The organism is Halomonas sp. (genome assembly GCF_031581305.1).
GTDB lineage: Bacteria > Pseudomonadota > Gammaproteobacteria > Pseudomonadales > Halomonadaceae > Halomonas.
Map to the genome: position 1 here is coordinate 13,382 of NZ_JAVLBC010000002.1, position 24,562 is coordinate 37,943.

The 24,562-nt window shown below is 65.1% G+C and carries 24 protein-coding genes and 1 tRNA gene; 14 read left to right on the plus strand and 11 right to left on the minus strand.

The genetic code is table 11. The annotated features are described in order from the left end of the window. Positions 1 to 173: 173 nt before the first annotated feature. Entirely contained in the window at positions 174 to 650 is a 477-nt protein-coding gene (locus RI841_RS00300; RefSeq protein ID WP_405000887.1) for a chorismate--pyruvate lyase family protein, read from the minus strand. A 138-nt stretch (positions 651 to 788) separates the two neighbouring features. Between RI841_RS00300 and RI841_RS00305 the strand changes: the two genes are divergently transcribed. The 3 genes from RI841_RS00305 (at position 789) to RI841_RS00315 (ending at position 2,864) form a co-directional block, all read left to right on the plus strand. After that, entirely contained in the window at positions 789 to 1,949 is a 1,161-nt protein-coding gene (locus RI841_RS00305) for an FAD-dependent oxidoreductase (RefSeq protein ID WP_310703519.1), read from the plus strand. 222 nt (positions 1,950 to 2,171) lie between these two features. Next, positions 2,172 to 2,447: an HU family DNA-binding protein gene (locus RI841_RS00310; protein WP_310703520.1), complete on the plus strand. Its 276-nt coding sequence runs from the start codon at positions 2,172 to 2,174 to the stop codon at positions 2,445 to 2,447. 60 nt (positions 2,448 to 2,507) lie between these two features. After that, positions 2,508 to 2,864, plus strand: a complete 357-nt coding sequence (locus RI841_RS00315; protein WP_310703521.1) for a hypothetical protein — start codon at positions 2,508 to 2,510, stop codon at positions 2,862 to 2,864. A 117-nt stretch (positions 2,865 to 2,981) separates the two neighbouring features. Here RI841_RS00315 and recG read toward each other — a convergent pair whose 3' ends face one another. Together recG and RI841_RS00325 are read right to left on the minus strand one after the other, a co-directional pair. Beyond that, the gene (gene recG / locus RI841_RS00320) at positions 2,982 to 5,075 is read right to left on the minus strand and encodes an ATP-dependent DNA helicase RecG (RefSeq protein ID WP_405000885.1); all 2,094 of its coding nucleotides are present in this window, start codon (positions 5,073 to 5,075) and stop codon (positions 2,982 to 2,984) included. After that, positions 5,072 to 5,992, minus strand: a complete 921-nt coding sequence (locus RI841_RS00325; RefSeq protein WP_310703522.1) for a LysR substrate-binding domain-containing protein — start codon at positions 5,990 to 5,992, stop codon at positions 5,072 to 5,074. Before RI841_RS00325 ends, recG begins: the two co-directional genes overlap by 4 nt. A gap of 113 nt (positions 5,993 to 6,105) precedes the next feature. Here RI841_RS00325 and RI841_RS00330 point away from each other — a divergent pair, with 113 nt between their 5' ends. Then, on the plus strand, positions 6,106 to 6,978 hold the full coding sequence (locus RI841_RS00330) for an SDR family oxidoreductase (RefSeq protein WP_310703523.1): 873 nt from the start codon (positions 6,106 to 6,108) through the stop codon (positions 6,976 to 6,978). A gap of 27 nt (positions 6,979 to 7,005) precedes the next feature. Here RI841_RS00330 and thpR read toward each other — a convergent pair whose 3' ends face one another. The 6 genes from thpR to RI841_RS00360 form a co-directional block, all read right to left on the minus strand. After that, a complete protein-coding gene (gene thpR / locus RI841_RS00335; RefSeq protein ID WP_310703524.1) occupies positions 7,006 to 7,515 on the minus strand; it encodes an RNA 2',3'-cyclic phosphodiesterase in 510 nt (169 codons plus the stop codon). A gap of 9 nt (positions 7,516 to 7,524) precedes the next feature. Next, positions 7,525 to 7,914, minus strand: a complete 390-nt coding sequence (locus tag RI841_RS00340) for a RidA family protein (protein ID WP_310703525.1) — start codon at positions 7,912 to 7,914, stop codon at positions 7,525 to 7,527. A gap of 81 nt (positions 7,915 to 7,995) precedes the next feature. Beyond that, positions 7,996 to 10,131: a bifunctional GTP diphosphokinase/guanosine-3',5'-bis pyrophosphate 3'-pyrophosphohydrolase gene (gene spoT, locus RI841_RS00345; protein WP_310703526.1), complete on the minus strand. Its 2,136-nt coding sequence runs from the start codon at positions 10,129 to 10,131 to the stop codon at positions 7,996 to 7,998. A gap of 66 nt (positions 10,132 to 10,197) precedes the next feature. Beyond that, a complete protein-coding gene (gene rpoZ, locus RI841_RS00350; protein ID WP_310703527.1) occupies positions 10,198 to 10,461 on the minus strand; it encodes a DNA-directed RNA polymerase subunit omega in 264 nt (87 codons plus the stop codon). Between the two features lie 176 nt (positions 10,462 to 10,637). Further along, positions 10,638 to 11,252: a guanylate kinase gene (gmk, locus tag RI841_RS00355; protein ID WP_310703528.1), complete on the minus strand. Its 615-nt coding sequence runs from the start codon at positions 11,250 to 11,252 to the stop codon at positions 10,638 to 10,640. Between the two features lie 92 nt (positions 11,253 to 11,344). Next, the gene (locus tag RI841_RS00360; protein WP_310703529.1) at positions 11,345 to 12,208 is read right to left on the minus strand and encodes a YicC/YloC family endoribonuclease; all 864 of its coding nucleotides are present in this window, start codon (positions 12,206 to 12,208) and stop codon (positions 11,345 to 11,347) included. 128 nt (positions 12,209 to 12,336) lie between these two features. Here RI841_RS00360 and rph point away from each other — a divergent pair, with 128 nt between their 5' ends. Further along, on the plus strand, positions 12,337 to 13,074 hold the full coding sequence (gene rph, locus RI841_RS00365; protein ID WP_310703530.1) for a ribonuclease PH: 738 nt from the start codon (positions 12,337 to 12,339) through the stop codon (positions 13,072 to 13,074). A gap of 90 nt (positions 13,075 to 13,164) precedes the next feature. On the opposite strand, the gene RI841_RS00370 is transcribed toward rph, so the two are convergent. Beyond that, positions 13,165 to 13,932: an exodeoxyribonuclease III gene (locus RI841_RS00370; protein WP_310703531.1), complete on the minus strand. Its 768-nt coding sequence runs from the start codon at positions 13,930 to 13,932 to the stop codon at positions 13,165 to 13,167. 140 nt (positions 13,933 to 14,072) lie between these two features. Between RI841_RS00370 and pyrE the strand changes: the two genes are divergently transcribed. From pyrE to rep, 3 genes are all read left to right on the plus strand, one after another. Then, a complete protein-coding gene (gene pyrE / locus RI841_RS00375; RefSeq protein ID WP_310703553.1) occupies positions 14,073 to 14,738 on the plus strand; it encodes an orotate phosphoribosyltransferase in 666 nt (221 codons plus the stop codon). Positions 14,739 to 14,859: 121 nt separating this feature from the next. Continuing rightward, positions 14,860 to 15,393: a tRNA (uridine(34)/cytosine(34)/5-carboxymethylaminomethyluridine(34)-2'-O)-methyltransferase TrmL gene (gene trmL, locus RI841_RS00380; RefSeq protein WP_310703532.1), complete on the plus strand. Its 534-nt coding sequence runs from the start codon at positions 14,860 to 14,862 to the stop codon at positions 15,391 to 15,393. Then, positions 15,393 to 17,459 (plus strand): DNA helicase Rep, encoded by a 2,067-nt coding sequence (gene rep, locus RI841_RS00385; RefSeq protein WP_310703533.1) that lies wholly within the window; start codon positions 15,393 to 15,395, stop codon positions 17,457 to 17,459. Before trmL ends, rep begins: the two co-directional genes overlap by 1 nt. Positions 17,460 to 17,554: 95 nt before the next feature. Here the strand turns inward: rep and RI841_RS00390 are convergent, their stop codons facing one another. Beyond that, positions 17,555 to 18,394: a c-type cytochrome gene (locus tag RI841_RS00390; protein ID WP_310703534.1), complete on the minus strand. Its 840-nt coding sequence runs from the start codon at positions 18,392 to 18,394 to the stop codon at positions 17,555 to 17,557. A 242-nt stretch (positions 18,395 to 18,636) separates the two neighbouring features. Between RI841_RS00390 and RI841_RS00395 the strand changes: the two genes are divergently transcribed. The 6 genes from RI841_RS00395 to phnC all read left to right on the plus strand — a co-directional run bounded on the left by RI841_RS00395 (position 18,637) and on the right by phnC (position 24,560). After that, a tRNA-Arg gene (locus RI841_RS00395) sits at positions 18,637 to 18,713 on the plus strand. A gap of 401 nt (positions 18,714 to 19,114) precedes the next feature. Next, the gene (locus tag RI841_RS00400; protein ID WP_310703535.1) at positions 19,115 to 20,032 is read left to right on the plus strand and encodes a LysR substrate-binding domain-containing protein; all 918 of its coding nucleotides are present in this window, start codon (positions 19,115 to 19,117) and stop codon (positions 20,030 to 20,032) included. A 254-nt stretch (positions 20,033 to 20,286) separates the two neighbouring features. After that, entirely contained in the window at positions 20,287 to 21,279 is a 993-nt protein-coding gene (locus tag RI841_RS00405; RefSeq protein ID WP_310703536.1) for an NAD(P)-dependent oxidoreductase, read from the plus strand. 131 nt (positions 21,280 to 21,410) lie between these two features. Then, on the plus strand, positions 21,411 to 22,832 hold the full coding sequence (locus tag RI841_RS00410; RefSeq protein ID WP_310703537.1) for an aldehyde dehydrogenase family protein: 1,422 nt from the start codon (positions 21,411 to 21,413) through the stop codon (positions 22,830 to 22,832). A gap of 370 nt (positions 22,833 to 23,202) precedes the next feature. Then, positions 23,203 to 23,502, plus strand: a complete 300-nt coding sequence (locus RI841_RS00415; protein WP_310703538.1) for a hypothetical protein — start codon at positions 23,203 to 23,205, stop codon at positions 23,500 to 23,502. Between the two features lie 230 nt (positions 23,503 to 23,732). After that, complete coding sequence (gene phnC / locus RI841_RS00420; protein WP_310703539.1) at positions 23,733 to 24,560, plus strand: phosphonate ABC transporter ATP-binding protein; 828 nt, start codon at positions 23,733 to 23,735, stop codon at positions 24,558 to 24,560. Positions 24,561 to 24,562: the final 2 nt, after the last annotated feature.

Sequence of the window (24,562 nt, forward strand, 5' to 3'; positions counted from 1 at the left end):
ATTTTCTTTATTGGCAGACGGTGTTAAGGGGCGGGGCTATTCCGGCGACAAGCCTGCGAGGAGGCGCTGTGAATACCTCCCTGTACGCTACCGACGCCATCCCTGGCGTAGGACCTCCTCTTCGGCTTGTCTCCGGCGCCCCTCACCGTCGGCATCGGAGACTGGCCCAGAGCCTAGCGTGAAGGCAGCCCGAGGTCATCCGCCATGCAGTCGAGGAAAAACTCCTGGACCAGCACGACGAAGCGGTGATGGCGGAACAGCGAGCGGCGCGCCCAGGGGCCCGAGGCGGGGTGGAAGGGGGGAGGGTCGGCGGTGACCTCGAGGGGGCTGCGTTCCAGGTCCGGCTGACGGAACAGCCAGCTGCCCAGCGAGCGCTCGCCCAGGCGGTCGAGCCGCTGGCCATGCAACCCATCCAGGGGCACCACCGAGCGTGCTACCACCCAGGGGCGCTCGTCCAGGCACAGTGCTACCTCGCGCAGCCAGGCATGACGGGCAGGGGGCAGGTCCAGGGCCAACGCTTCATCGCGACGCGGTCGACCGAGGCGCTGGTTCAGCAGGCGGACCCGGAAGGTCCGGTGGCTGCCGGCGCTGACCAGACGGGCGGTGAGCGAGTCGCGTGAGGCGATCCACTGCCACCAGGCGGGACTCATGGCAGGGCGGGCCACCGCCAGGGGGCGCCAGCGGGGATCGCTTCCCGGGCCGTTGCTCACCGTCTCTCTCCGCATCGATTTCGGGGGCGGCTAGTGTACCATGCTGCCCCATCACTCTTACCCTGATCGATGAGGCCTATGAGCGCTCCCCTGACCATCATCGGTTCCGGCATGGCGGGCCTGGGCCTGCTGCGGCAGCTGCGCGCGCAGGATCCGGCTCGCCCGATGACGCTGATCACCGCCGACAGTGGTGATGACTACTCCAAGCCGCTGCTCTCCACCGGTTTCGCCAAGCGCCTGCCGCCGCAGCGTCTGGCGGCCCGCTCGGCCCTTGAGGTGGCCGATGACCTCGGCGTCCTGGTGCGCACTCACACCCGGGTGGAGGCCATCGACCCGGTGGCCCGCACCCTGACCCTCGGCGCCGAGACCCTGCCCTGGAGCGAGCTGGTGCTGGCCACCGGCGCTGCACCGGCGCGGCCCTTCACGGTGCCCGACGCCGTGGCCGACCGGGTCTTCAGCGTCAATGATCTGGATGATTACCGCGCCTTCCATGCGGCCCTGGAGGCGCTGGGCCGGCCGGCGCGCGTGGTGGTCATCGGCATTGGCCTGGTGGGCAGCGAGTTCGCCAACGACCTCGTTGCCGGCGGCCACACCGTCGAGCTGGTGGCCCCGGAACCGGCTCCTCTGCCGCGACTGGTCCCGGAGCCGCTGGGCCGTGCCCTGGGCGAAGCCTTTCAGGAGGCCGGCATGGTACTGCATACGGGGCGCCAGTTGGTGGCCCTGGGGGCCGACGGCGCCTCCGTCGGCCTGGAACTGGACGATGGCGCCTCGCTGTCGGCCGACCTGGTGCTGGTGGCCACGGGGCTGAGGCCGCGTACCGCCCTGGCCGCGTCGGCCGGGATCACGGTCAGTGAGGCGGGCATCCACACCGACCGCCACCTCGCCACTGCGATGCCCGGTATCCATGCCCTGGGCGATGCGGCCTGCGTGGATGGCGTCAATGCCATGTACGTGCAGCCGCTGCTGGCCAGCGCCAGGGCCCTGGCCCACACCCTGACCGGCACCCCCACCGCGGTGACCTATGGCCCCTGGCCGGTGCTGGTCAAGACCCCCCTGCTGCCGGTGGTGGCCCTTCCGCCGGCCCGAACCCCGTCCCGCTGGCGCCTCGAGGGCGAGGGCGGTGACCTGACGGCCCTCGCCGAGGATGAGGACGGTCGTTTGATCGGATTTGCGTTGACAGGACGCTGCGTCCGTCGAAAAGTCGAACTGGCGCGAGCCGCGCCGCCGTTGCTAGGCTAGTCTCGTCAACGACGGGGCCTGCCGAGGATTGCGAGCCGGCAAGGCAGCGGCGTTGAGGACCGGTATCATCCGCATGTCGTTTCCCGAGATATCTCTGTCTGGGGCGCAAGGCCCCGGGAGCGAGCGAGCCGGCATGCGCGTGATGGACCGACAGGTCATGTGCCATAACAACATCGCCGGTGGTGATCGCCGGCATCATGATGCCAATACCAGGAGGGCTGTATGCGCAAGCCAGAACTCGCCGCGGCGATTGCCGAGCGTGCCGATCTTTCCAAGGACAAGGCGAGCCAGGTGCTCAACGTCATCCTCGACGAGATCACCGGAAGCGTCTCTCAGGGGCAGGATGTCACCCTGATCGGCTTCGGTACCTTCAGTGTGCGCGAGCGAGCCGAGCGCACTGGCAAGAACCCCCAGACCGGCCAGCCGTTGACCATTCCGGCCAGCAAGACCGTTGCCTTCAAGCCGGGCAAGGGTCTCAAGGACGCTGTCGCGAAGTAAGGCATTGCGGCCCGTCTCGTGCGGGTCGCCTCACACTCTCTTCCCGGTAGCGGAGCTGATATGAAGCTGCGACTGATGCTTTGGCTACTCGGGCTGATGCTCAAACGCGCCCTGCGCCGCAAGGCGCGATTTCGTGAACTGCTCGGCGAACTGCGTGGCCTCGACTGGGGGATCGCCACCGAAGACCTCTCCATCGCCCGCTATTATCGCATGTCGCCTCGTGGCATCCGTACTGGACGTGGCCTGCCGGTGGATCTCGACCTTGAGCTGCGCTTCGAGGACGAGACCACGGCCATCAAGGTCCTCAAGAAACCCACTCAGCAGGCCTTTCTCGACGGCATGATGGCCGGCAGCGTGCGCCTGGTCGGCGATTCCGGCGACCTGCAGAAGCTGCAGCGGCTCCTCAAGCACCTCTGACCGGGCTTCGCCCGGAGCTGTAAGCCATAAGCTTGAAGCTGTAAGACACCCCTAATCGCAAGGCTGGATGGCGATATTCTGGCTTACGGCTTACGGCTTACGGCTTACGGCTTACGGCTAAACTTGCCCGTAGCGCCCCGCTTCTTCTCCCAGCCAGCGCCGGATCAGCGGGCGGCTGGCCTGGGGGTGGTCGTCGAGCAGCGCCTCGGCCAGGGGAGTGATGCGGTCCAGCAGGTCGGCATCCCGTTCCAGGTTGGCGACCTTCATCTGCGCAAGACCCGTCTGGCGGGTGCCCAGCACCTCGCCGGGGCCTCGGATCTCGAGGTCTTTCTCGGCGATGCGAAAGCCGTCGGTGGTCTCGCGCATCACCGCCAGGCGCTCCCGGGAGTGGGCCGACAGCGGCGGGTGATAGAGCAACACGCAGAAGCTCTCGACGGCGCCGCGTCCCACCCGGCCGCGCAGCTGGTGGAGCTGGGAGAGCCCCAGGCGCTCCGGGTTCTCGATGATCATCAGGCTGGCGTTGGGCACGTCGACCCCCACCTCGATCACCGTGGTGGCCACCAACAGGTCCAGCTCACCGGCCTTGAAGGCCGCCATCACCGTGGCCTTCTCGCTGGCCTTCATGCGCCCGTGGACCAGGCTGATGGCGAGCTCCGGCAGTGTCTCGACGAGCTCATCGCGGGTCGCCTCGGCGGCCTGGCACTGCAGCGCCTCGGACTCCTCGATCAGGGTACAGACCCAGTAGGCCTGGCGGCCCTCGGCACAGGCGTGGCGGATGCGCGCCATCACCTCGGGGCGCCGCTCGTCGGGCATCACCACCGTCTTCACCGGAGTCCGGCCTGGTGGCAGCTCGTCGATCACCGAGACGTCCAGGTCGGCATAGGCGCTCATCGCCAGGGTGCGTGGTATCGGGGTGGCGGTCATCACCAGCTGGTGGGGCGTGAGGCCGCCGGCCTCGCCCTTCTCGCGCAGCGCCAGGCGCTGGTGGACGCCGAAGCGGTGCTGCTCGTCGATGATCGCCAGGCCCAGGCGCTGGAAATGCACGTCGCCCTGGAAGAGCGCGTGAGTCCCCACCACCATGCGGGCCCGACCGTCGCTGATTGCCGCCTTGGTGTCCAGGCGCGCCTTGCCCTTGAGCTTGCCGGACAGCCAGGCCACCTCGATGCCCAGTGGCTCGAACCAGGCGCTGAAGGTGCGGTAGTGCTGTTCGGCGAGAATCTCGGTGGGGGCCATCATCGCGGCCTGGCAGTTGGCGGCGATGGCCGAGAGGGCCGCCATGGCGGCGACCACCGTCTTGCCCGAGCCCACGTCGCCCTGCACCAGCCGGAGCATGGGAACCTGGCATGCCAGGTCGGCGGCGATTTCGTCGAGTACCCGGCGCTGGGCGCCGGTCAGCGCGAAGGGTAGCTGGGTCAGGAAGCGTGCCTGCAGGCTGCGCCCGCCGGGCAGCGCCGGGGCCCCGTCCTCCTGGATGCGCTGGCGTACCTCCTGCAGGCTGAGCCGATGGGCAAGCAGTTCCTCCAGGGCCAGGCGGCGCCGTGCCGGGTGGTGGCCAGCCGCCAGCTGCTCGGCGTCGGCTTCCGGCGGAGGCCGATGCAGGGTGTCCAGGCAGTGGTGAAGCTCGGGCAGCCCGAAGCGCTGCCGCAGGGGGTCGGGGATGCCGTCGGGGAGGGCATCCGGAGTGGCATCCAGGCGGGCCAGGGCCTGGTCGATGAGCGCCCGCAGACGGGTCTGGTGGAGGCCCTCGGTCGCCGGGTAGATGGGCGTCAGGTGGTCCTCTACCGGCGCTTCACCGCCGGCCATCAGGCGGTACTCCGGGTGATAGAGCTCCAGGCCGGTGGCCCCGGCGCGCGCCTCGCCAAAGGCGCGCACTCGACCGCCGGGCTGGAACTGTTGCTGCTGTGCTGGTGAAAAGTGGAAGAAGCGCAGGCTGATGATCCCGGAGCCGTCGCGCAGGCGTACCAGAAGGCTGCGTCGCCGGCCTTGCACCACCTCGCTGGCCACCACCTCGCCCTCCACTACGGCCTCGTGGCCCGCGCTCAGAGTGGCAATGGGGGTAATGCGGGTGCGGTCCTGGTAGCGCAGCGGCAGATGAAACAGCAGGTCGCTGACGCGTTCGATGCCCAGCCGGGCCAGCTTGAGCGTCAGCGCTTCGCCGACGCCCTTGAGGTCCGTGACGGGCGCTTCAAGAGCATTGATGTCAGCACTCATGTCGGCTCGAGCTCTGCCTGGCGGCAGCGTGCGATGGCGTCGGTGACGGCATCGATGGCCCGGGGCCGAGGGAAGCTGGCGCGCCAGGCGATGGCCACGGTCCGCGAGGGGGCCGGGGCGGTGAAGGGACGGCTGACCAGCATGCCGCTCTCGTAGTGGCCGGTACCGATGGCCGAGTGGGGCAGTACGGTGATGCCAAGCTTGGAGGCCACCATGTGGCGGATGGTCTCCAGCGAACCGCCTTCGGCGGTGAGGGTGTTGGAGGGGCTGTTGAGCTGGTGACTGATCGCCGGGCAAGCCTCGAGGATCTGGTCACGGAAGCAGTGGCCCTCGCCGAGCAGCAGCAGACGCTCCTCCAGCAGGTCTTCCTTGTCGATGCTCTCCCGGGAAGCCCAGCGGTGGTCGGCCGGCAGCAGCACCTCGAAAGCTTCATCGTAGAGTGGCTTGGTGACCACGTCGGTCTCGGTGAAGGGCAGCGCGATGATGATGGCGTCCAGTTCGCCGCTGCGTAGCTTGCGGCGCAGGTTACCGGTGAAGCCCTCCTCGATGTAGAGCGGCATCTGCGGGGCATGCCGTGAGAGCGCCGGGATCAGGTGGGGAAAGAGGTAGGGACCGATGGTGTAGATGGCACCGATCCGCAGGGGGCTTGCCAGTTGGTCGCGACCGGCCGTGGCCAGTTCCTTGATGACACTGCTCTGTTCCAGCACGCGCTGGGCCTGCTCGACGATCTTCTCGCCCAGCGGAGTGACCTGAACGGTGGATTTCGAGCGCTCGAACAGCGCCACGCCCAACTCCTCCTCGAGCTTCTTGACGGCCACCGAGAGCGTCGGCTGCGAGACAAAGCAGCGCTCCGCCGCACGTCCGAAATGGTGCTCCTGGGCCAGTGTCACGATGTAGCGGAGTTCTGTTAGAGTCATGTGGTGCCGGCAGGCATCCTCTTCCGAAACGGGTGGAGGTCCCGATGATCTCGCCCGATGCACAGGGACACAATAATGCCAATAGGGACTTTTTATCAGGGGGCGAAGGAAAGGTGAAGACGACGACACTGATTCTGGGCTGCGGCGACATCGGCATGGCCCTGGGGCACGAGTTGCGCGAGACGGGGCACCGAGTGATCGGGGCGCGGCGCAACCCGCGCGTGCTGGAAGGCAGCGGGCTGGAGGCCGTTGCGGTCGACCTGAACGATCCGGCCACCCTGGCCGGGCTGCCGAACGCTGATATCCTGGTCTACGCGGTCAGCGCCGACCGCTTCGACGAGGCCGCCTATCGCGCCGCCTACCTCGATGGCCTGACCGCGGTGCTGGGTGAGTTCGCCGGGCGCGATACGGCGCCCGGGCGGGTATTCTTCGTCTCTTCGACCAGTGTCTACGCCCAGCGTGATGGCGAGATGGTTGACGAGACCAGCCCCGTCGAGCCCTCGGGCTTCTCGGGGCTGCTGATGTGCGAGGCCGAGCAGGCGCTGATCGACCATGACCTGCCGGGCACCGTGGTGCGCTTCTCGGGCATCTACGGCCCCGGTCGTGACCGCCTGATTCGTCAGGTGGGTGAGGGGCGCATCGCACCCTCGAGTCCCGTCATGTACTCCAACCGCATCCACCGCGACGACTGCGCCGGGGTACTGGCTCACCTGATCGGCCGGCACCTGGCCGGTGAGCCGCTCGAGGCGCTCTACCTCGGCAGCGACTGCGAATCGGCCCCCCTCCACGAAGTGATGGCCTGGCTGGCGACGCAGCTCAGGGTCGAGGCCACCGAGACCATCCAGTCCCCGCTGCGCCGCCGTGCCAGCAAGCGCTGCGACAATAGCCGGCTGCTCGAGAGCGGCTATTGCTTCCGCTATCCGAGCTATCGCGAGGGCTATGCCCAGGTGCTGAAGGCGGGGGGCTTCCTGCCCGAAAAGGCCTGATGGAGATCCGATAGAAAGACGGCCTGATCAGGCCGCCGGCGAACGGGCCAGGGTCTCGTAGCGGGCCCCGTCGTTCTCGGTGAAGGAGCGCACCAGCGAGAGTCGTCGCCAGGGCCAGCTCAGGTCGATTGTGGGCAGGCTGCGGGTCTCCAGCTGTCGGGCGCGGCGCAGCAGGGTGACGTGGGGCACAAAATGCTCTGCCCTGCCGCTGAAACCGAACGCCGACAGCTCGGCCCATAGCGATTCATGGAGCCGCTCCAGTGCCGGCGACCGGCCGCCTACCCAGACGATGCCCGGGCGACGAAAGGTCCCCCAGGCGTCGAGTCGCCACTCCCCCGTCGGGATCGGCCGCTCGCCGACCCACGCCGAGAGCGCCGCCCCCTGCTCCTCGGCCACCTCGCCGAGGAAGGCCAGCGTCAGATGCAGGCTGTCATCCGGCATGCGTCGCCCGCCGCAGCGGTCCTGGGCGAGTTCGGCCAGTTCGCTCAGACGCTCACGCAGCTTGTGCGGTGGTTCCAGGGCCAGGAAGAGTCTCACGGCTGCGCTTCAGTCGCCGATGACCATGATCCCTTCCGCTTCGAACTGGGCTCCCTTGGGAAGCGCCTTGACGCCTACCGCAGCACGGGCCGGGTAGGGCTTATCGAAGAACTCTTCCATTACCTTGTTGACCACGGCGAAGTTATCCAGATCGACCAGGTAGAGGTTGAGCTTGACCACGTCCTGCAGGGTGCCGGCGGCCTCCTCGCAGACGGCTCTGAGGTTGGTGAAGACCTGGCGTGCCTGGGTCTCGACGTCGTCGGAGACGAGCGCCATGCTGGCCGGGTCCAGCGGGATCTGTCCGGAGAGGTAGACGGTGTTGCCGGCCTTGATGGCCTGGGAGTAGGGGCCGATGGCGGCGGGAGCCCGATCGGTGTTGATCACAGCCTTGTTGCTCATGGTGATTCTCCTTGCGGTCCAGCGTCTCGAAATGGGAAAGCCGCCCGCCCGCCGCTTCATGCGGCCGGCGGGCGAAAGGGCTCAGTTGCCGAGGCGGGTGATGCGGCCTACATGGGCGAGGTTGCGCAGGCGCTTGATGATGCGCGCCAGGTGCACGCGGTTGCGTACCGCGAGGGTGAGATTGACGATCGACAGCCGCGCGTCGCGCTCCTCGATGCCGATGCGCTCGATGTTGGCGCCGGCGTCGGTGACCAGGGCGGCTAGCTCCGCCACCAGGCCGCGGCGGCTCTCCATTTCCAGGCGCAGGGCGGCGGGGAAATCCTCGGCGATGTCGTTGGACCACTCCAGGGCAAATAGCTTGTCCGGGTCGTTCTTGAGCTCGGCGAGATTACGGCACTCGGCGCGGTGGACCACGATGCCCTTGCCTGCCGACAGATGGCCGATCACCGGGTCGCCGGGCAGCGGGCGGCAGCAGCGGGCGAACTTGATCACCATGCCCTCGGCGCCTCTGATCATGATCGGACCCTGGGCACGCGCCGGTTGCTCCGCAGGCTCGCCCGTATCGCCCTGCTGCAGGTCGACCAGGCGGCGAGCTACCACATGGGCGACTCGATTGCCCAGCCCGATGGATTCCAGCAGGCTCTCCTCGCCCTTCAGCGAATGCTCCTTGAGCAGGCTGTCGAGAAGGCCCTCGGGCAACTCCTCCAGGCTGGTCTCGAACGGCGCCAGGGCCTTGTTGAGCAGGCGCCGGCCCAGCTGCACCGCTTCGGCCTGTTGCTGGTGCTTCAGTGCGTGGCGGATTGCCGAGCGGGCCTTGGCAGTGACCACGAAGTTGAGCCAGGCCAGGTTGGGGCGTGCCCCCGGGGCAGTGATGATCTCCAGGGTCTGGCCGCTCTCCAGGCGTGTGGAGAGCGGGGCCAGATGGCGGTCGATACGACAGGCGATGCAGCTGTTGCCGATATCGGTGTGCACGCTGTAGGCAAAGTCGATCACCGTGGCGCCCTGGGGCAACTCCATGATGTCGCCCTTGGGCGTGAAGACGTAGATGTCGTCGGGGAAGAGGTCGTTCTTGACATGCTCGATGAACTCCAGCGAATCCCCGGCATGGCGCTGCATCTCCAGCAGGCCCTTGACCCAGGCTCGGGCGCGGGCATGGCTGCCCTGGGCGATGGGATGCTCGGTCTGGCCAGCCTTGTAGAGCCAGTGGGCCGCGATGCCATTGTTGGCCAGAGCTTCCATCTCGCGGGTGCGGATCTGCACCTCGATGGGCATGCCGCCACGGCCGAAGAGGGTGGTGTGCAGGCTCTGATAGCCATTGGCCTTGGGGATGGCGATGTAGTCCTTGAAGCGTCCCGGCACTGGCTTGTAGAGGTTGTGCACCACGCCGAGGATCCGGTAGCAGCTGTCGACGTCCTTGGTGATGATGCGAAAGCCAAACACGTCCATGATCTCGGCGAAGGACTTCCGCTGGTCGCGCATCTTGCGGTAGATCGACAGCAGGTGCTTCTGGCGGCCGATCACCGTGCCTGGCAGCCCCTCGTCATCGAGGCTCTGCTGCAGGCTGGTCTGGAGCTGGCGTATCGTCGAGCGGCGATGGCCCCTGGCACTGGAGACGGCACGCTTGATGCGCTCGGCGCGCATCGGATAGAGGGCCTGGAAGGAGAGATCCTCGAGCTCGACCCGGATGGTGTTGATGCCCAGTCGGCTGGCGATGCGGGCGTAGATCTCCAGGGTCTCCCGTGCGATGCGGCGCTTCTTCTCGGGGCGCAGGGCACCCAGGGTGCGCATGTTGTGCAGGCGGTCGGCGAGCTTGACAATGATCACCCGAATATCCCGGGACATTGCCAGCACCATCTTCTGGAAGTTCTCGGCCTGGGCGACCGCCTTGTCCTCGAAGGTGATCTGGGTCAGCTTGGAGACGCCGTCGACCAGCTCGGCGACGGGCTTGCCGAACTGCTCGCCCAGGGCCTTCTTCGAGACACCGGTATCCTCGATGACGTCGTGCAACATGGCGGCCATCAGGCTCTGATGGTCCATGTGCATGTTGGCCAGGATGTTGGCTACCGCCAGCGGATGGGTGACGTAGGGCTCGCCGGAACGCCGGCGCTGGCCGTCGTGAGCCTGCTCGGCATAGTAGAAGGCGCGCCTGACCTGACGGATCTCGTCATGGGGAAGGTAGCCGCCGAGTCGGTCGGCCAGGTCATCGATGGTGAACATGCGGCGCGCCCTGACTGCTGCGTGATGGCCCTGAGGGAAAGCGCTCCTGCGCCGGGAAGGGCAGGATCACTCTTCGACGTGGGTGCCTGGCTCGAACTCGGGCCGCATGCGTACCGGCGCCGCCTCGATGGGTTCGTCGAGCACGCTGACGTCGACCAGGCCGTCGGCGATCTCACGCAGCGCCATGACGGTGGGCTTGTCATTCTCCCAGGGCAAGAGGGCGTCGCGGGAGCCGCGGGCCAGCTGGCGGGCTCGGTGAGTGGAAATCATCACCAGCTTGAAGCGGTTTTCGACGTTTTCCAGACAATCTTCGACGGTGACACGTGCCATGGATGCCTTCCTGAATAATGCTGACGGGTAAAACCCCGGTCGGCGTGGAACGCCCCGGGAATTCTACCGATGGATAGATCGAATAGCCTACTCGACGCCCGGTTCCCCTGACAAGCGTCGCGTCGGGGTCGAGACAAGCCCCGAGGCCGGCGTCACGAGAAACGCCGCTGCTGACGTTACGATAAGAGTGCAGCGAGCAGCGGGGCGTGGTGCTCGCTCACCCGCTCGCGGGTCAGACGGCGAGCGATGACCAGCGACTGCAGCTCGCGCAGGGCGGTGGTGAAGTCGTCGTTGACCACCAGGTAGTCGTACTCGTCGTGGTGGGACATCTCCTCCACCGCATCGCGCATGCGCCGGGCGATCACCGCGTGCTCGTCGGTGCCGCGGCTGGCCAGCCGCCGCTCCAGCTCCTCCCGGGAGGGGGGCAGGATGAATACCGAGACCGCTTCGGGCAACTGCTGGCGAACCTGGCGGGCACCCTGCCAGTCGATCTCCAGGATCACGTCCTGGCCGGCGGCAAGCATCGACTCCACGGTTCGCCTCGAGGTGCCGTAGTAGTTGTCGAAGACTCGGGCATACTCGAAGAAGTCGCCATGCTCGATCATCGCCTCGAAGGCCGGCACGTCCACGAAGTGGTAGTTGACGCCGTCCACCTCGCCTTCGCGGCGCTCGCGAGTGGTGTGGGAGACCGAGACCTGGATGCCGTCGAGGCTTTCGATCAACTCGCGCACCAGGCTAGTCTTGCCGGCGCCGGAGGGAGCGGAAACGATGAACAGCGTACCTTGGGCCATGAGCAGGGGTCCCTGACGTTGACAGCGAAGAGTGAGCGACTGCGTAAAAGACGGAGTATCGCACAGAATGGCGCCAGGCCTGTAGCCGCGGCCTACTCGATGTTCTGGATCTGCTCTCGCATCTGCTCGATCAGCACCTTGAGCTCCACAGCGCAGCGGGTGGTGGCGGCAACCACCGATTTGGACGACAGGGTATTGGCCTCGCGGTTGAGCTCCTGCATCAGGAAATCCAGGCGACGCCCCACCGGGCCCTGCTGGTCGAGCTGGCGTTCCACCTCAGCGACATGGGTGGCCAGGCGGTCGAGCTCCTCGTCGACGTCAGCCTTCTGGGCGAGCAGCACCAGCTCGGCCTCGAGTCGCTGAGGGTCCAGCTCGGCGCGAATCGTCTCCAGCCGCTCCAGCAGCTGAGCCCGCTGGCGTTCGAGAATCCGTGGCAACAGCCGACGCACCTCGGCCACCTGGGCATTCACTGCGGCGAGTCGTTCGCGGATCAGCGCGGCGAGCTTCTCGCCTTCACGGGCGCGACCGGCGACCAGGTCGTCGAGGGCGGCCTGGAACAGTGCCAGCGCTTCCTGCTTGACGGTCTCCAGGTCGGGACGGCGACTCTCCAGCACCCCGGGGTGGCCGAGCAGGCTCAGGGCATCGGGCATGGGGGCCCCGGGGACGCTTTCGCTGACCTCCTCCAGGGCCGTGGCCAGCGCCGCCAGGCGTCGGCGGTCGACGGCCGGTACGGCCTCGTCGCCGGCGGGCTCGAAGCGCAGGGTGCATTCGACCTTGCCACGGGCCAGGCGCGCACGCAGCGCCTCGCGAAACAGTGGCTCCAGGTCGCGTAGCGACTCCGGCAAGCGAAAGTGGGGTTCCAGGTAGCGCTGGTTCACCGAGCGCAGCTCGAGCTGCAGGGCGCCGGCCACGGTGTCGCGATCCTGGCGTGAAAAGGCGGTCATGCTGTGGGCCATGGTGCCTCCCGATGCGCCGTGATCTCTCTGGGTCGGGCAGTGTAACCGATTGCCCGGCGATAGCGTGTAGAATGGCTGCCATTCCATAGCGTGACTCCCCGTCATCACCCCGATTCAAGAGAGGTACCATGTCTTCGGAGATCCGGCGTCCCAGCGGACGCGCCCCCGACCAGTCCCGCGAGATTCGTCTAACCCGCGACTATACCCGCCATGCCGAGGGCTCGGTGCTGGTGGAGTTCGGCGACACCAAGGTGCTGTGCAACGCCAGCGTCGAGGTCGGCGTGCCGCGCTGGCTGCGCGGCAAGAAGCAGGGGTGGGTGACGGCTGAATACGGCATGCTGCCCCGGGCCACCCACACCCGCGGTAGCCGCGAGGCGACCCGCGGCAAGCAGGGCGGGCGTACTCTGGAGATCCAGCGGTTGATCGGTCGCTCGCTGCGGGCGGCCGTGAACCTCAAGAAGCTTGGCGAGTTCACCATTACCGTGGATTGCGACGTCATCCAGGCTGACGGCGGCACCCGTACCGCGTCCATCACCGGCGGCTGTGTGGCGCTGATCGATGCCATCCGCCACCTGCAGCGTGAGAAGCTGATCAAGGGCGACCCCTTCCACCAGCTGGTGAGCTCGGTTTCGGTGGGGCTGTTCAAGGGGCTGCCGGTGGTTGACCTGGACTACCCCGAGGACTCGAGCGCCGATACCGACATGAACGTGGTGATGGCCGAGAGTGGCGGGCTGATCGAAGTGCAGGGGACCGCCGAGGCCGGTACCTTCAGCCGCACACAGCTCGATGCCATGCTCGACCTGGCCGAGAAGGCCGGCAATGAGCTGTTCGACCACCAGCGCGAGTCGTTGGGCATGCCTCGCTGATCCTATCCATTCCCCTTAACGCACAGTGCCGGCCACATAGGCCGGCACTGTGCGTTCCGGCGAACCGGAACGGCGACGAAGGGAGCGGGCTCAGAGCGTCAGGTCATACTCGACGATCAGCGGGGCGAACTCCGAGAAGGTGGCATCGTAGTCGATCCAGGCGTCCACCACGTGGCGGCGGAACTCGGGACCGACGACCTGGTAGTCGATGCGCCAGCCTTCCTGGCGGGAGCGGGGCACCTCCTGGTCGAGCTTCGGCCACCAGGTGTACTCGCCCGCATCGCGATTGATTTCGCGGAAGGTGTCGATGAAGCCGGTGGGGCCGAACACCTGGTCCATCCAGGCACGCTCCTCCGGCTTGAAGCCGGGCGTGGTCTGGTTGTCGGCCCAGTTCTCCAGGTCGATGGTCTTGTGGGCGATGTGCCAGGTGCCGCAGATGATGTACTCCCGCCGCTTGCGGGCCATCTTCGACAGGTACTCCTGGTACTGGGCCATGAAGGCCTGCTTCGCGGCCACGTCGCTGCCGTCGGGCATCAGGAAGCTGGCGATGCTGAAGCGGTCGTAATCGGCCTGCAGGAAGCGTGCCTCATGGTCGCACTGGGGAAAGCCCAGTCCGTACATGATCGCCTTGGGGATCTTGCGGCAGTAGAGGCCGACCCCCGAGAAGCCGTCCTGTTCGGCATCGAGGAAGTAGCCCTCGTAGCCTTCCGGATAGAGGATGCTGTCGTCCAGCTCGAAGCTCTTGGCCTTGAGGTTCTGCACGCAGACGACATCGGCGTCCTGGCCGGCCAGCCAGTCGAGGAAACCTCGATCGACGGCCTCGCGGATGCCGTTGACATTGATGGTGGCGATTTTCATACATGGTCCCTTTTGCGTCGCGCGTGTATGATACCCGACGTTTCGACGTTTGGGTAAATGGCCCCGGGTCGATCGACATGATAATGGGCCCTTGACCGTGAGAGGAGGCGCCTGTGGCGGACCAGCCCGGCACGCAGCGCATGCAAGACTACCAGCGAGCGTTCATCGAGTTCGCCATTGATCAGGGCGTGTTGCGCTTCGGCGAATTCACGCTCAAGTCCGGCCGCGTCAGCCCCTATTTCTTCAACGCCGGCCTGTTCCGCACCGGCCGCGCCCTGGCCGAGCTGGGGCGCTTCTATGCTCGGGCCATCGCCGACAGCGACCTCGAGATCGACGTGCTCTTCGGCCCGGCCTACAAGGGCATCCCGCTGGCCGCCACCACCGCCGTGGCGCTGGCCGACCACCACAACCGCGACCTGCCCTACGCCTTCAACCGCAAGGAGGCCAAGGCCCACGGCGAGGGCGGCAACATCGTCGGCGCCGAGCTCGCCGGGCGCATCCTGATCATCGACGACGTGATCACCGCCGGCACCGCGATCCGCGAGGTGATGGGCCTGATCGACGACGCGGGCGCCAGGGCGGCGGGCGTGGTCATTGCCCTGGATCGCCAGGAGCGCGGCCGTGACGAGAACGACCCGCGCAGCGCCATCCAGGAGGTCGAGGCCACCTACGGCATGCCGGTGGTCAGCATCGTCACCCTGGACCTGGTGCTCGAGTACCTCGAACGGCACGCCGGCGAGGCGCTCAAGGGCCACGCCGAGGCGATCCGCGCCTACCGCGACCGCTACGGCGTGCGCGTCGACTGAGTCCGCTTCGGCGTGCGCGCCGATTGGGGCCTAGCGGCGCGATGCCCGCGCCAGGCGATTCTTTCTCGGGCCCCGTACGGGGCCCGAGCGCGTTGTAAGCCCTTAATATCAGGAGCCGTTGATGCTTGACGTGGTGCTCTACCAGCCCGAGATCCCGCCCAATACCGGCAACCTGATCCGGCTCTGCGCCAACACCGGCTTCCGGCTCCACCTGATCGAGCCGCTGGGCTTCACGCTGGACGACAAGCGCCTGCGCCGCGCCGGCCTCGACTACCACGAGTGGGCCCGGGTGCGGGTGCATGCCGACTGGGCCGCCTTCCTCGCCGCCGTGGCGCCCGAGCGGGTCTTCGCCGTCTCGACCCGCGGGCGGACCGGCTATCATGAGCCGGCCTATCGCGAGGGGGATGCCCTGGTGTTCGGCCCCGAGACCCGTGGCCTGCCCCAGGCGTTGCTCGATGCCCTGCCCCCATCCCGACGCCTGCGCATTCCCATGCGCCCTGACAGCCGCAGCCTGAACCTCTCCAATGCCTGTGCGGTAGTGGTCTACGAGGCCTGGCGTCAGCTGGCGTTTGTGGGGGCCGGCCATCCGGGGGCCGGCCTCCCGAGTGCTGGCTCGCCCGAGGGCATCGACCCCGAGTCCGCGAGGAACCGCTGATGTCACCGACCATCGCCAGCCGCCTTGCCGGCCTCAACCCCCGCCAGCAGGAGGCCGTGCGCTATATCGACGGCCCCTGCCTGGTGCTGGCCGGGGCGGGCTCGGGCAAGACCAGCGTGATCACCACCAAGATTGCCTATCTGGTGCAGGAGTGCGGCATGAGCGCCCGGCGGATTGCCGCGGTGACCTTCACCAACAAAGCTGCCCGTGAGATGAAGGAGCGCGTGGGGAGCATGCTCAAGGGCAAGGAGGGACATGGGCTGACCGTCTCCACCTTCCACACCCTGGGGCTCAACATCATCCGCCGCGAGCTGAAGGTGCTGGGCTACCGGCCGGGTTTCTCGCTATTTGACCCGGAGGATGCCAAGGCGCTGCTGCGCGACCTGATGAACAAGGATGCCCAGGTCGACGCCGACCAGATCAACGCGGTGCAGCACCAGATCTCCCAGTGGAAGAACGACCTGGTGCTGCCCGGCCAGGCGCTCTCCCATGCCGCGGACGACGACGAGCAGTACGCCGCCCGGGTCTTTGAAGCCTATGTGCGCCATCTCAAGGCCTACAACGCCGTGGACTTCGACGACCTGATCCTGCTGCCGGTGGTGCTGCTGCGCGACAATCCCGAGGCGCTGGCCCGCTGGCGTCGCAAGATCCACTACATGCTGGTGGACGAGTACCAGGACACCAACATCAGCCAGTACCTGTTGGTTCGGCTGCTGATGGGCGAGCGGTCGACCTTCACCGTGGTGGGCGACGATGACCAGTCGATCTATGCCTGGCGCGGGGCACGCCCCGAGAACCTGGTCACCCTGGGCGAGGATTTCCCTCGCCTGAAGGTGATCAAGCTGGAGCAGAATTACCGCTCCACCGGCACCATACTGCGCGCCGCCAACACCCTGATCGCCAACAATCCCCACGTCTACGACAAGACCCTGTGGTCGGAGATGGGCGAGGGCGCGGCGATCCGCGTGGTGGTCAACCGCCACGAGGAGGCCGAGGCCGAGCGGGTAGCCAGTGAGATCCTCACCCGGCGTATCAAGGAGCGGGCCGAGTGGCGCGACTTCGCGGTGCTCTACCGCGGCAACTTCCAGGCCCGGCTGCTGGAACTCAAGCTGCAGCACTACCAGATTCCCTACAAGCTCTCGGGCGGGACCTCCTTCTTCTCGCGCAACGAGATCAAGGACGCCATGGCCTATCTGCGGCTGCTGATCAATCCGGCCGACGACAACGCCTTCCTGCGTATCGTCAACGTGCCGCGTCGCGAGATCGGCCCCAGCACCCTGGAGAAGCTGGCCAACTATGCCAACGACCCGGCCACCGGGCGTGGCATCTCGCTGTTCGCCGCCTGCCACGAGCTGGGCCTGGAGCAGCAGCTGTCGGTCAGAGCCGTCGAGAGGTTGGGGAGGTTTACCCACTTTATCGATGGCGTCCGTCGGCGCATGGACCAGGGTGATGCCATCGAGGCCATCCGCGGCATGCTGCACGAGATGGACTACGAGGCCTGGCTCTACCAGAACGCCAGCGCCCCGACCATCGCCGAGCGCCGCATGGCCAACGTCTGGGTGCTGGTGGATCAGCTCGAGAAGTCCATGAATCGCGATCCCGAGGACACGGCCAGCGAGGAGACCGAGACCGATGACGTGGAGGCGGCGATCTCCCGACTCGTGCTGCGCGACATTCTCGAGCAGCAGGCCGAGGAGGACGACTCCGACCGAGTGCAGCTGCTGACCATGCACGCCTCCAAGGGCCTGGAGTTCCCCCACGTCTACCTGATGGGCCTGGAAGAGGAGCTGCTGCCCCACCGCAATGCCATCGAGGTGGACACGGTGGAGGAGGAGCGTCGCCTGGCCTACGTGGGCATCACGCGAGCACGACGCACCCTGACCCTGACGCTGGCGCGTCAGCGCAAGACCTATGGCGAGCTGATGGACTGCACACCCAGCCGTTTTCTCGACGAGCTGCCGGAGGGCGATCTCGAGTGGGAGGGCCGCGCCGACCGGGAGGACCCGGAGAAGAAGCAGGCCCGCGGGCAGGACGCCATCGCCGGGCTGCGCTCTTTACTGGGTTGAGAGGGTGCTGCGCGATGGCGCGAGCAATATATCGAGCGACCCAACGCAAGCGGGGCGCCTCAGGGCGCCCCGCTTGCGTTCACGTAGGCCGGAGCTTACTGCACCGGCTCGACCAGATAGTCGGTGGCGGCCTTCACCTCGTCATCGGAGAGACTCGGGTTGCCGCCCTTGGCGGGCATGGCGTTGAAGCCGTTGATGGAATGGTCATAGAGGATCTCGATGCCCTGCTCCAGGCGGGCGGACCACTGGTCGGTATTGCCGCGCACCGGGGCACCGGCGGCGCCGGTCTCGTGGCAGGCCATGCAGATCTGGTTGTAGATCGCCTCACCGTTGATGCCGGCATGGGCCGGTTCGTCGCCGGATGCATCGGCCTCGGCCGCCGCGGCCTCGCCATCAGTGGACGCGGTCGCCTGATCGTCGGGCGCCCCGCCTGCCTCGCTGGACGCCGCTTCCTCGGCCGGCGCGTCGTCACCACCCAGTTCCGGCACGTCCATGACCGGCTCGACCAGGTAGCCGACCGCAGCCTGGACTTCCTCGTCGGAGAGGCTCGGGTTGCCGCCCTTGGCGGGCATGGCGTTGAAGCCGTTGATGGCATGGCTCAGCAGGGTCTCGAAGCCCTTGCCGGTGCGCTCGCTCCAGGCGGCTTCGTCGCCGCGCACCGGTGCGCCGGCGGCGCCGGTCTCATGGCAAGCCATGCAGACATTGTTGTAGATGCCCTCGCCATCCACGCTGCCGCCACCATCGGAGGTGTCACCGCCGCCGCTGCTGGCTGCCATGACGGTGCCGCAGTCCTCGCCCTGCAGGCAGAGTTCCCCGACCGGCTTCAGGCGTTCCGCGATGGCCTCGCGCTCGGCGTCGTCCTGTGCCATAGCCACGCCTGCGGTCAGGCCCAGGGTGGCTGCTAGACACCCCATGATCAGCTTGCTGGATTTCACTCTCACCACCTCTCGACGGTCCTTGGAACGGAATCACGCTCGGCATCACGTCAGCCGGTGGACGCCATGGCGCGCATAAGTTGCCGCCAGTATACCGGCATCACTGACGCCAGGAAAATGCCTCGGCTCATACCATGGCCGGGGACGAGCGGAGCGGGATGGTCGCTGGCGGGATGGTCGCTGGACAGCGGAAGGCCTGGCGGGTACGATGTTGACCGCCTAGCAGCCATCGCCAGGCATGTGCGCCTGTAGCTCAGTTGGATAGAGTATCGGCCTCCGAAGCCGAGGGTCGCAGGTTCGAATCCTGCCGGGCGCGCCACGAATTCAAGGGCTTACGACAATGTCGTAGGCCCTTATTTATGTCTGTGACCACGTTGTGCCTTGCTCACAAGGCTCACTGTTCGCTCCTCAGTGAATCCGAACGAGTCAATGTTGCCGGCAGTGTGGCTTGTAGCCACAGCCCAGCACCGGCGTGCGAGTTGCTGAGTCGCCAGTGAGCGCAAGGCGGATCATCATGAGAACGGCGGACTCAAAGGCGCATCTTCCTGGTCATGCGGTACGGAGGGTAAGGGGTGTCCCGCGGCCCCCTGATGCAGGGGTCATGTTACGAGCCCATTGCGGCAACCCATGCAACAATCAGCAGTCATGGATTAAGCAGCCCAGCCGCGCATCGACGCGCAGCGTGATGCGCCAGTTATCACCCCGTGTTAGCTTATAACCATGCTGCCCCCTCTGCCACTCAACAAGTTGCCTCCACTGAGCTCTCTGAGAGGGTTCGAGGCGGCCGCGCGACTGCAAAACCTGCGTGCGGCTGCTGAAGAGCTGCACCTGACTCACCCCGCTATTGCCAACCAGATTCAGCGACTCGAGGAGAGCTTAGGCGTCAAGCTTTTTGAACGCCAGGGGCGTCACGTCGTCCTGACGATGGCGGGCCATCGCTTTTATCCCCATGTACGAGAAGCTATCTCGACCCTGATCAATGGCGCCGAAGCGGCTCGCCAGTTGCATCATGCTGACCCGCTTCGCATGCAGGTCTATGTCACCACGTCGATACGCTGGCTGGCACCTCGCCTTGTCCAGTTCTATGACAGTCATCCCGACGTGGAATTACAGGTGATGACCTACAGCGTGGGTTGGGAGTTCGATGAAGCTAACGCCGATGTTGCGATTATCTATCGTGATACCCCCCTTCCTCCACATCTTCACTGGATACCGTTGTTTCCCTCTCGGATCTTCCCGGTCTGCAGCCCGGACATGTTGCCAGGGCTTGAGCCACCTTTGCCCTTGGAAGACCTGAAGAGCGACCCACTCATCGAGGTCTATACGGAAAGCTGGAGCTGGGAGAACTGGTTCAATACGCCATCTCCCGAGTTGCCGAAATACGAGTCTGATTATCCTCGAGGAAAGATTGTCGTGGATACCTTGGCCGCTGCGCTTGAAATGGCCGAAAGAGGTGAGGGCGTGGCACTCGTCAATGGTCCCTTTGCCGATGATGCTCTTGCTGACGGTCGATTGATCAATCCTGCGAATAAAGTCAAGGAGTCTCAGGGTGAGTGGGGTATCGTATGCCAGAAGGGCACTGCCTCTAATGGAAGAGTCAGCTCTCTCATCAGTTGGCTTACCTCCCAGATATCGTGATGTTTTTCAAGGGATGACAAGCGCCTCTTGCAAAAGGCCAGTTTTATGCAGAGATCCTCATGGCGGGAGAGTCCATTTTGGCCTTAAAAAAGATGTTACCAGTAATACAAAAAACCGTGAATTGTCCTTGCGCCCTGCGTTCCATAACCTCCCCTGATATCGAGCTTGACCGCGGCAAGGTTCAGAGAGTGTCCATGTCGACCTTTTCTCTGTTCTGCCTGTGACGAAGCGCAATTCGCCGAAAGTGAATCTTGATGGGAAGGCAGCACATGAAAATCGGTTTCTTAGGCCTGGGAAACGTGGGCGGCAAGCTTGCAGCCAGTCTGCTCCGCAATGGTCATGACGTGACAGTCCGTGACCTGGAACCTCAGCTCGTACAGACCTTCATCGATCAAGGCGCTTCCCTGGCAGACTCGCCTAGGGCGCTTGCCGAAGCCTGCGACCTGGTCATCACCTGTCTACCGTCTCCAGCAGCTTGCAGTGCTGTCATGGAAGCTGAGGATGGCATTATTGCCGGGCTGTCGGAGGGCAAGATATGGCTCGAGATGAGCACCACCGATGACAAGGAGCTCATCCGCATTGCCGATCGAGTGCACGAGACAGGCGCCATGGCCATGGAGACGCCGGTATCCGGTGGATGTCATCGTGCCGCCACCGGCAATATCTCGATCTTTGCCGGGGGTGACCGAGCCACCTTCGACCGGGTGCTACCGGTGCTGACCACGCTTGGTCGCCGTGTCCTGCATACTGGGCCACTGGGTTCGGCCTCAGTGCTCAAGGTCCTGACCAACTACCTGGCAACCGCCAATCTATGTTCCCTGGCCGAGTCCCTGACCGTTGCCCGTAAGGCCGGTATGGACATGAATACGACCTATGAAGCGATTCGCATTTCCTCGGGAAATTCCTTCGTTCATGAGACCGAGTCACAGGTCATCCTTAACGGCAGTCGCAATATCAGCTTCACCATGGATCTTGTCCTCAAGGATGTAGGCCTGTTCGATTCACTGGCCAAGAGCCTGGATGTCCCGCTCGAAGTCTCGCCCTTGTTGCTGGATATCTTCCGTGATGGCCAGGATTCCTTTGGCGCCCGGGAGTGGTCCTCCAACATCATCCGCCGTCTCGAGGAGCGCTGTGATGTCAGTGTGCTTGGCGAGGGCTTTCCTGCCGAGCTGATCGACGACGAGCTGGAGGAGATGGGCCACGAGGTCCACGTGAGAGCTCCGCAGGCCATGGAAGAGTCGCGCTGAGCGTTCGTGACAGGGATGATTTCTTGCTGTCGCTTGACACAAGCTGTCGTTATTTCGACCCACGGCGCGAGCGGATAGGATACGTAACGTATTGCCTTTCACCTTTCACCAAGCGTCATCGGAGGTCGCGCATGCAACATAGAGACTATTTCTACATCAACGGCCAATGGCAGGCCCCCATCAGCAGAGAACGTCTGGAAGTTCTGGATCCGGCCACTGAGGCGCTCTGTGCTTCCGTACCTCGCGCAGGCTCGCAGGATGTCGAGAGGGCCATCTCGGCAGCGCGGGAAGCGTTCCCTGCCTGGTCAGCCACTCCGGCACAACGTCGTCACGAGCTGCTGATGGCTGCCGCGGACGAGATGCAGCGCCGCTACGATGAGCTTTGCGACGTCCATATCATGACCCTGGGCAGCCCGACCCAAGTAACCGGAGCCATTCATGTGGATGGTCCCATCGAAGGCATGCGCTACTACGCTGAACGTGCCTTCAGGATGGAACAGGTCGAGCACAAGGAAGGTGTCGCCATCGTTCGCGAGCCTATCGGCGTCTGCTCCCTGATCAATCCCTGGAACTATCCCCTGCATCAATTGATCGGTAAGTTGGCCCCTGCTCTGGCGGCAGGTTGCACCGTGGTGGCCAAGCCCGCTGAACAGACACCCCTGCAGGACTTCATCATGGCCGAAATCCTCGACAGCGTCGGGGTGCCGCCGGGCGTCTTCAACCTGGTAACTGGCATGGGCAGCGAAATCGGCCCGGTCATGGCGAGCCACCGGGATGTGGATATGGTCTCCTTCACCGGGTCCACCTCAGCTGGCATAAAGGTGGCGGAAAAGGCAGCACCAAGCGTCAAGCGAGTCTGCCAGGAGCTCGGCGGGAAGTCCCCGTTGTTGATCACCGAAGAGGCTGACCTCAACGTGGCGGTCCGCCTGGGCGTGGAAAACGTGATGGCCAATACCGGACAGACCTGCGATGCACTGACACGCATGCTGGTACCGAGGTCGAAGCTTCAGGAAGCCGCCACCCTGGCCGGCGAGATCGCAAGGGAACAAGTGGTCGGTGATCCCGGGGATAAGCGAACGACGATGGGACCCCTGGTGTCCCGGCGCCAGAAGGATACTGTACTGGGGTTCATTCGAAGAGGTCTTGAAGAGGGCGCCACCTTGGTCGAAGGGGGAGCGCAGGAGCCCGAAGGGCTCTCACGGGGCTACTACGTCCGCCCAACCATCTTCAGCGACGTGCACAATGACATGGCAATCGCTCGTGAAGAAATCTTTGGTCCGGTGCTGTGCATCATTGCGTATGACACGTTGGAGGAAGCGATCGAGATTGCCAATGACTCGGATTATGGACTTTCCTCGGCGGTGTTCGCTCGCAGCGTCGACGATGCACTACCCATCGCACGACGCCTGAAGGCTGGCCAGTGTTATCTTCAGGGCGCGGAATTCTCGTTCGATGCCCCCTTCGGCGGCTACAAGCTGTCGGGTAACGGTCGCGAGTGGGGAGACGAGGGCCTTCTCGAGTACGCCGAGACCAAGGCAATACTCGGCGCCTGATCCCCTGACGCGTTTCTGACACGCTTCCCCTTCGCGGGGAGCGAACTATCGCCAACATCCTCGTGGCGAAAAGGGGAGGGCGGTGTCGTGACTACACCGCCCTTGAAGCGTTGCCGACACCTCCTTTCCTTCAGTTTTCGTCACTCCTTCATGGCTTGCCATTCTCACGTGGGTCGGGAGCAGGCGTCGTGCGTCTGGCCGGGCCAGGGGGAGTGAGCATCGACGCCTCTGCCGCCCCGAAGCACCTGAAAGCCGAGGTGGCCAAGCGTCACGCCATCAATAGCGAGCCATGCGCATGGCGCATGGCCCTCCGATCAAGAGGAGAGTTGACGTGGAACTGATTCAGTAGGCACTGGACAACATCGACCTATTGACCACCCGCACCCTGGAACACATCGCGCTGGTGAGTATTACCGCCGGCATCGCTACCCTCACCGGCGTGCCGATTGGCATCGCCATCACCAAGAGTGTGCTCTACGCCGCCTCGATCATTGTCACCATTCCGTCGATCGCGCTGTTCGGCATCATGATCCCGGTGCTCTCGTTGATCGGTCATGGCATCGGCTATGTGCCGGCGGTCTTCGGGCTGTTCGTCGCCACCCTGCTGCCCATCACCCGCAACACCTACCAGCAGTTGCTGAAAGACCTGGAGGGAACCTATGTCAACTAAACCTCGACTCCAGTGCAAGTTATGCCCTGTTGAATGACGAACGGGAGTCACCTGAATGACGAATTGGTGACTTGCATTTGTAACCTGTTGATATATGCAAGGGCAGCGACTCTGTGACCTGTCTCGTGACCTGAGTGACTCGCTCCCGTGTCACGAGATCATCATTGTCTAGACAACTGACGTTAACCTGATGCCGCGACACTGATGCCATCCCAACGAGGAGAGGTGTCATGTCGATTCCCAGCATCCTGGTTGACCAGCTAAGCAAAAGCTTCGGTCACCACCCCGTGCTTCGCGATGTCGGTTTCTCGGTCAAGCCCGGTGAGATGGTGGCGCTGATCGGGCCGTCAGGCTCCGGCAAGTCCACCCTGCTGCGTCACCTCGCTGGCCTCACCCGTTCCAATCGCGATGGCAAGAGCCGCGTTCAGGTTCTTGGCCGCGATATCCAGAGCGGTGGCCGCCTGAGCCGCCGTTCTCGCGCCGATCGCTGCCGCACTGGCTACATCTTCCAGCAGTTCAACCTCGTCGGCCGACTGAGCGTGCTGACCAACGTGCTGATCGGTCAGCTGGGCAACATGCCCCGTGGACGCGCCCTTTTGGGTCGCTTCACCGAGGAAGAGAGGCAGTGTGCGCGCCGTGCTTTGGCTCGGGTGGGTATCGAGGTCCTGGCCGACCAGCGCGCCAACACCTTATCCGGCGGACAGATGCAGCGCGTGGCCATTGCGAGAGTGCTGATGCAGGACGCCGACATCATCCTGGCCGATGAGCCTATCGCCTCGCTGGATCCACGCAGTGTCCGTGAAGTTATGGAAATCCTGGCACGTATCAATGCCGAAGACGGCCGCACCGTGTTGATCACGCTGCATCAGGTGGAGGTCGCACGGCGCTTCTGTCCGCGTGCCATTGCCCTCAAGGAGGGGGGCCTGTACTTCGATGGCCCCACCAGCCATCTCACCGATGCCCGCCTCGAGTCGTTGTACGAGAACGCTGGACTCGACGAGCTCCATTCCCATTCTACCTCCGTTGACCTGGCCACCCCCGTGGGTGCGCTGGGCTGACC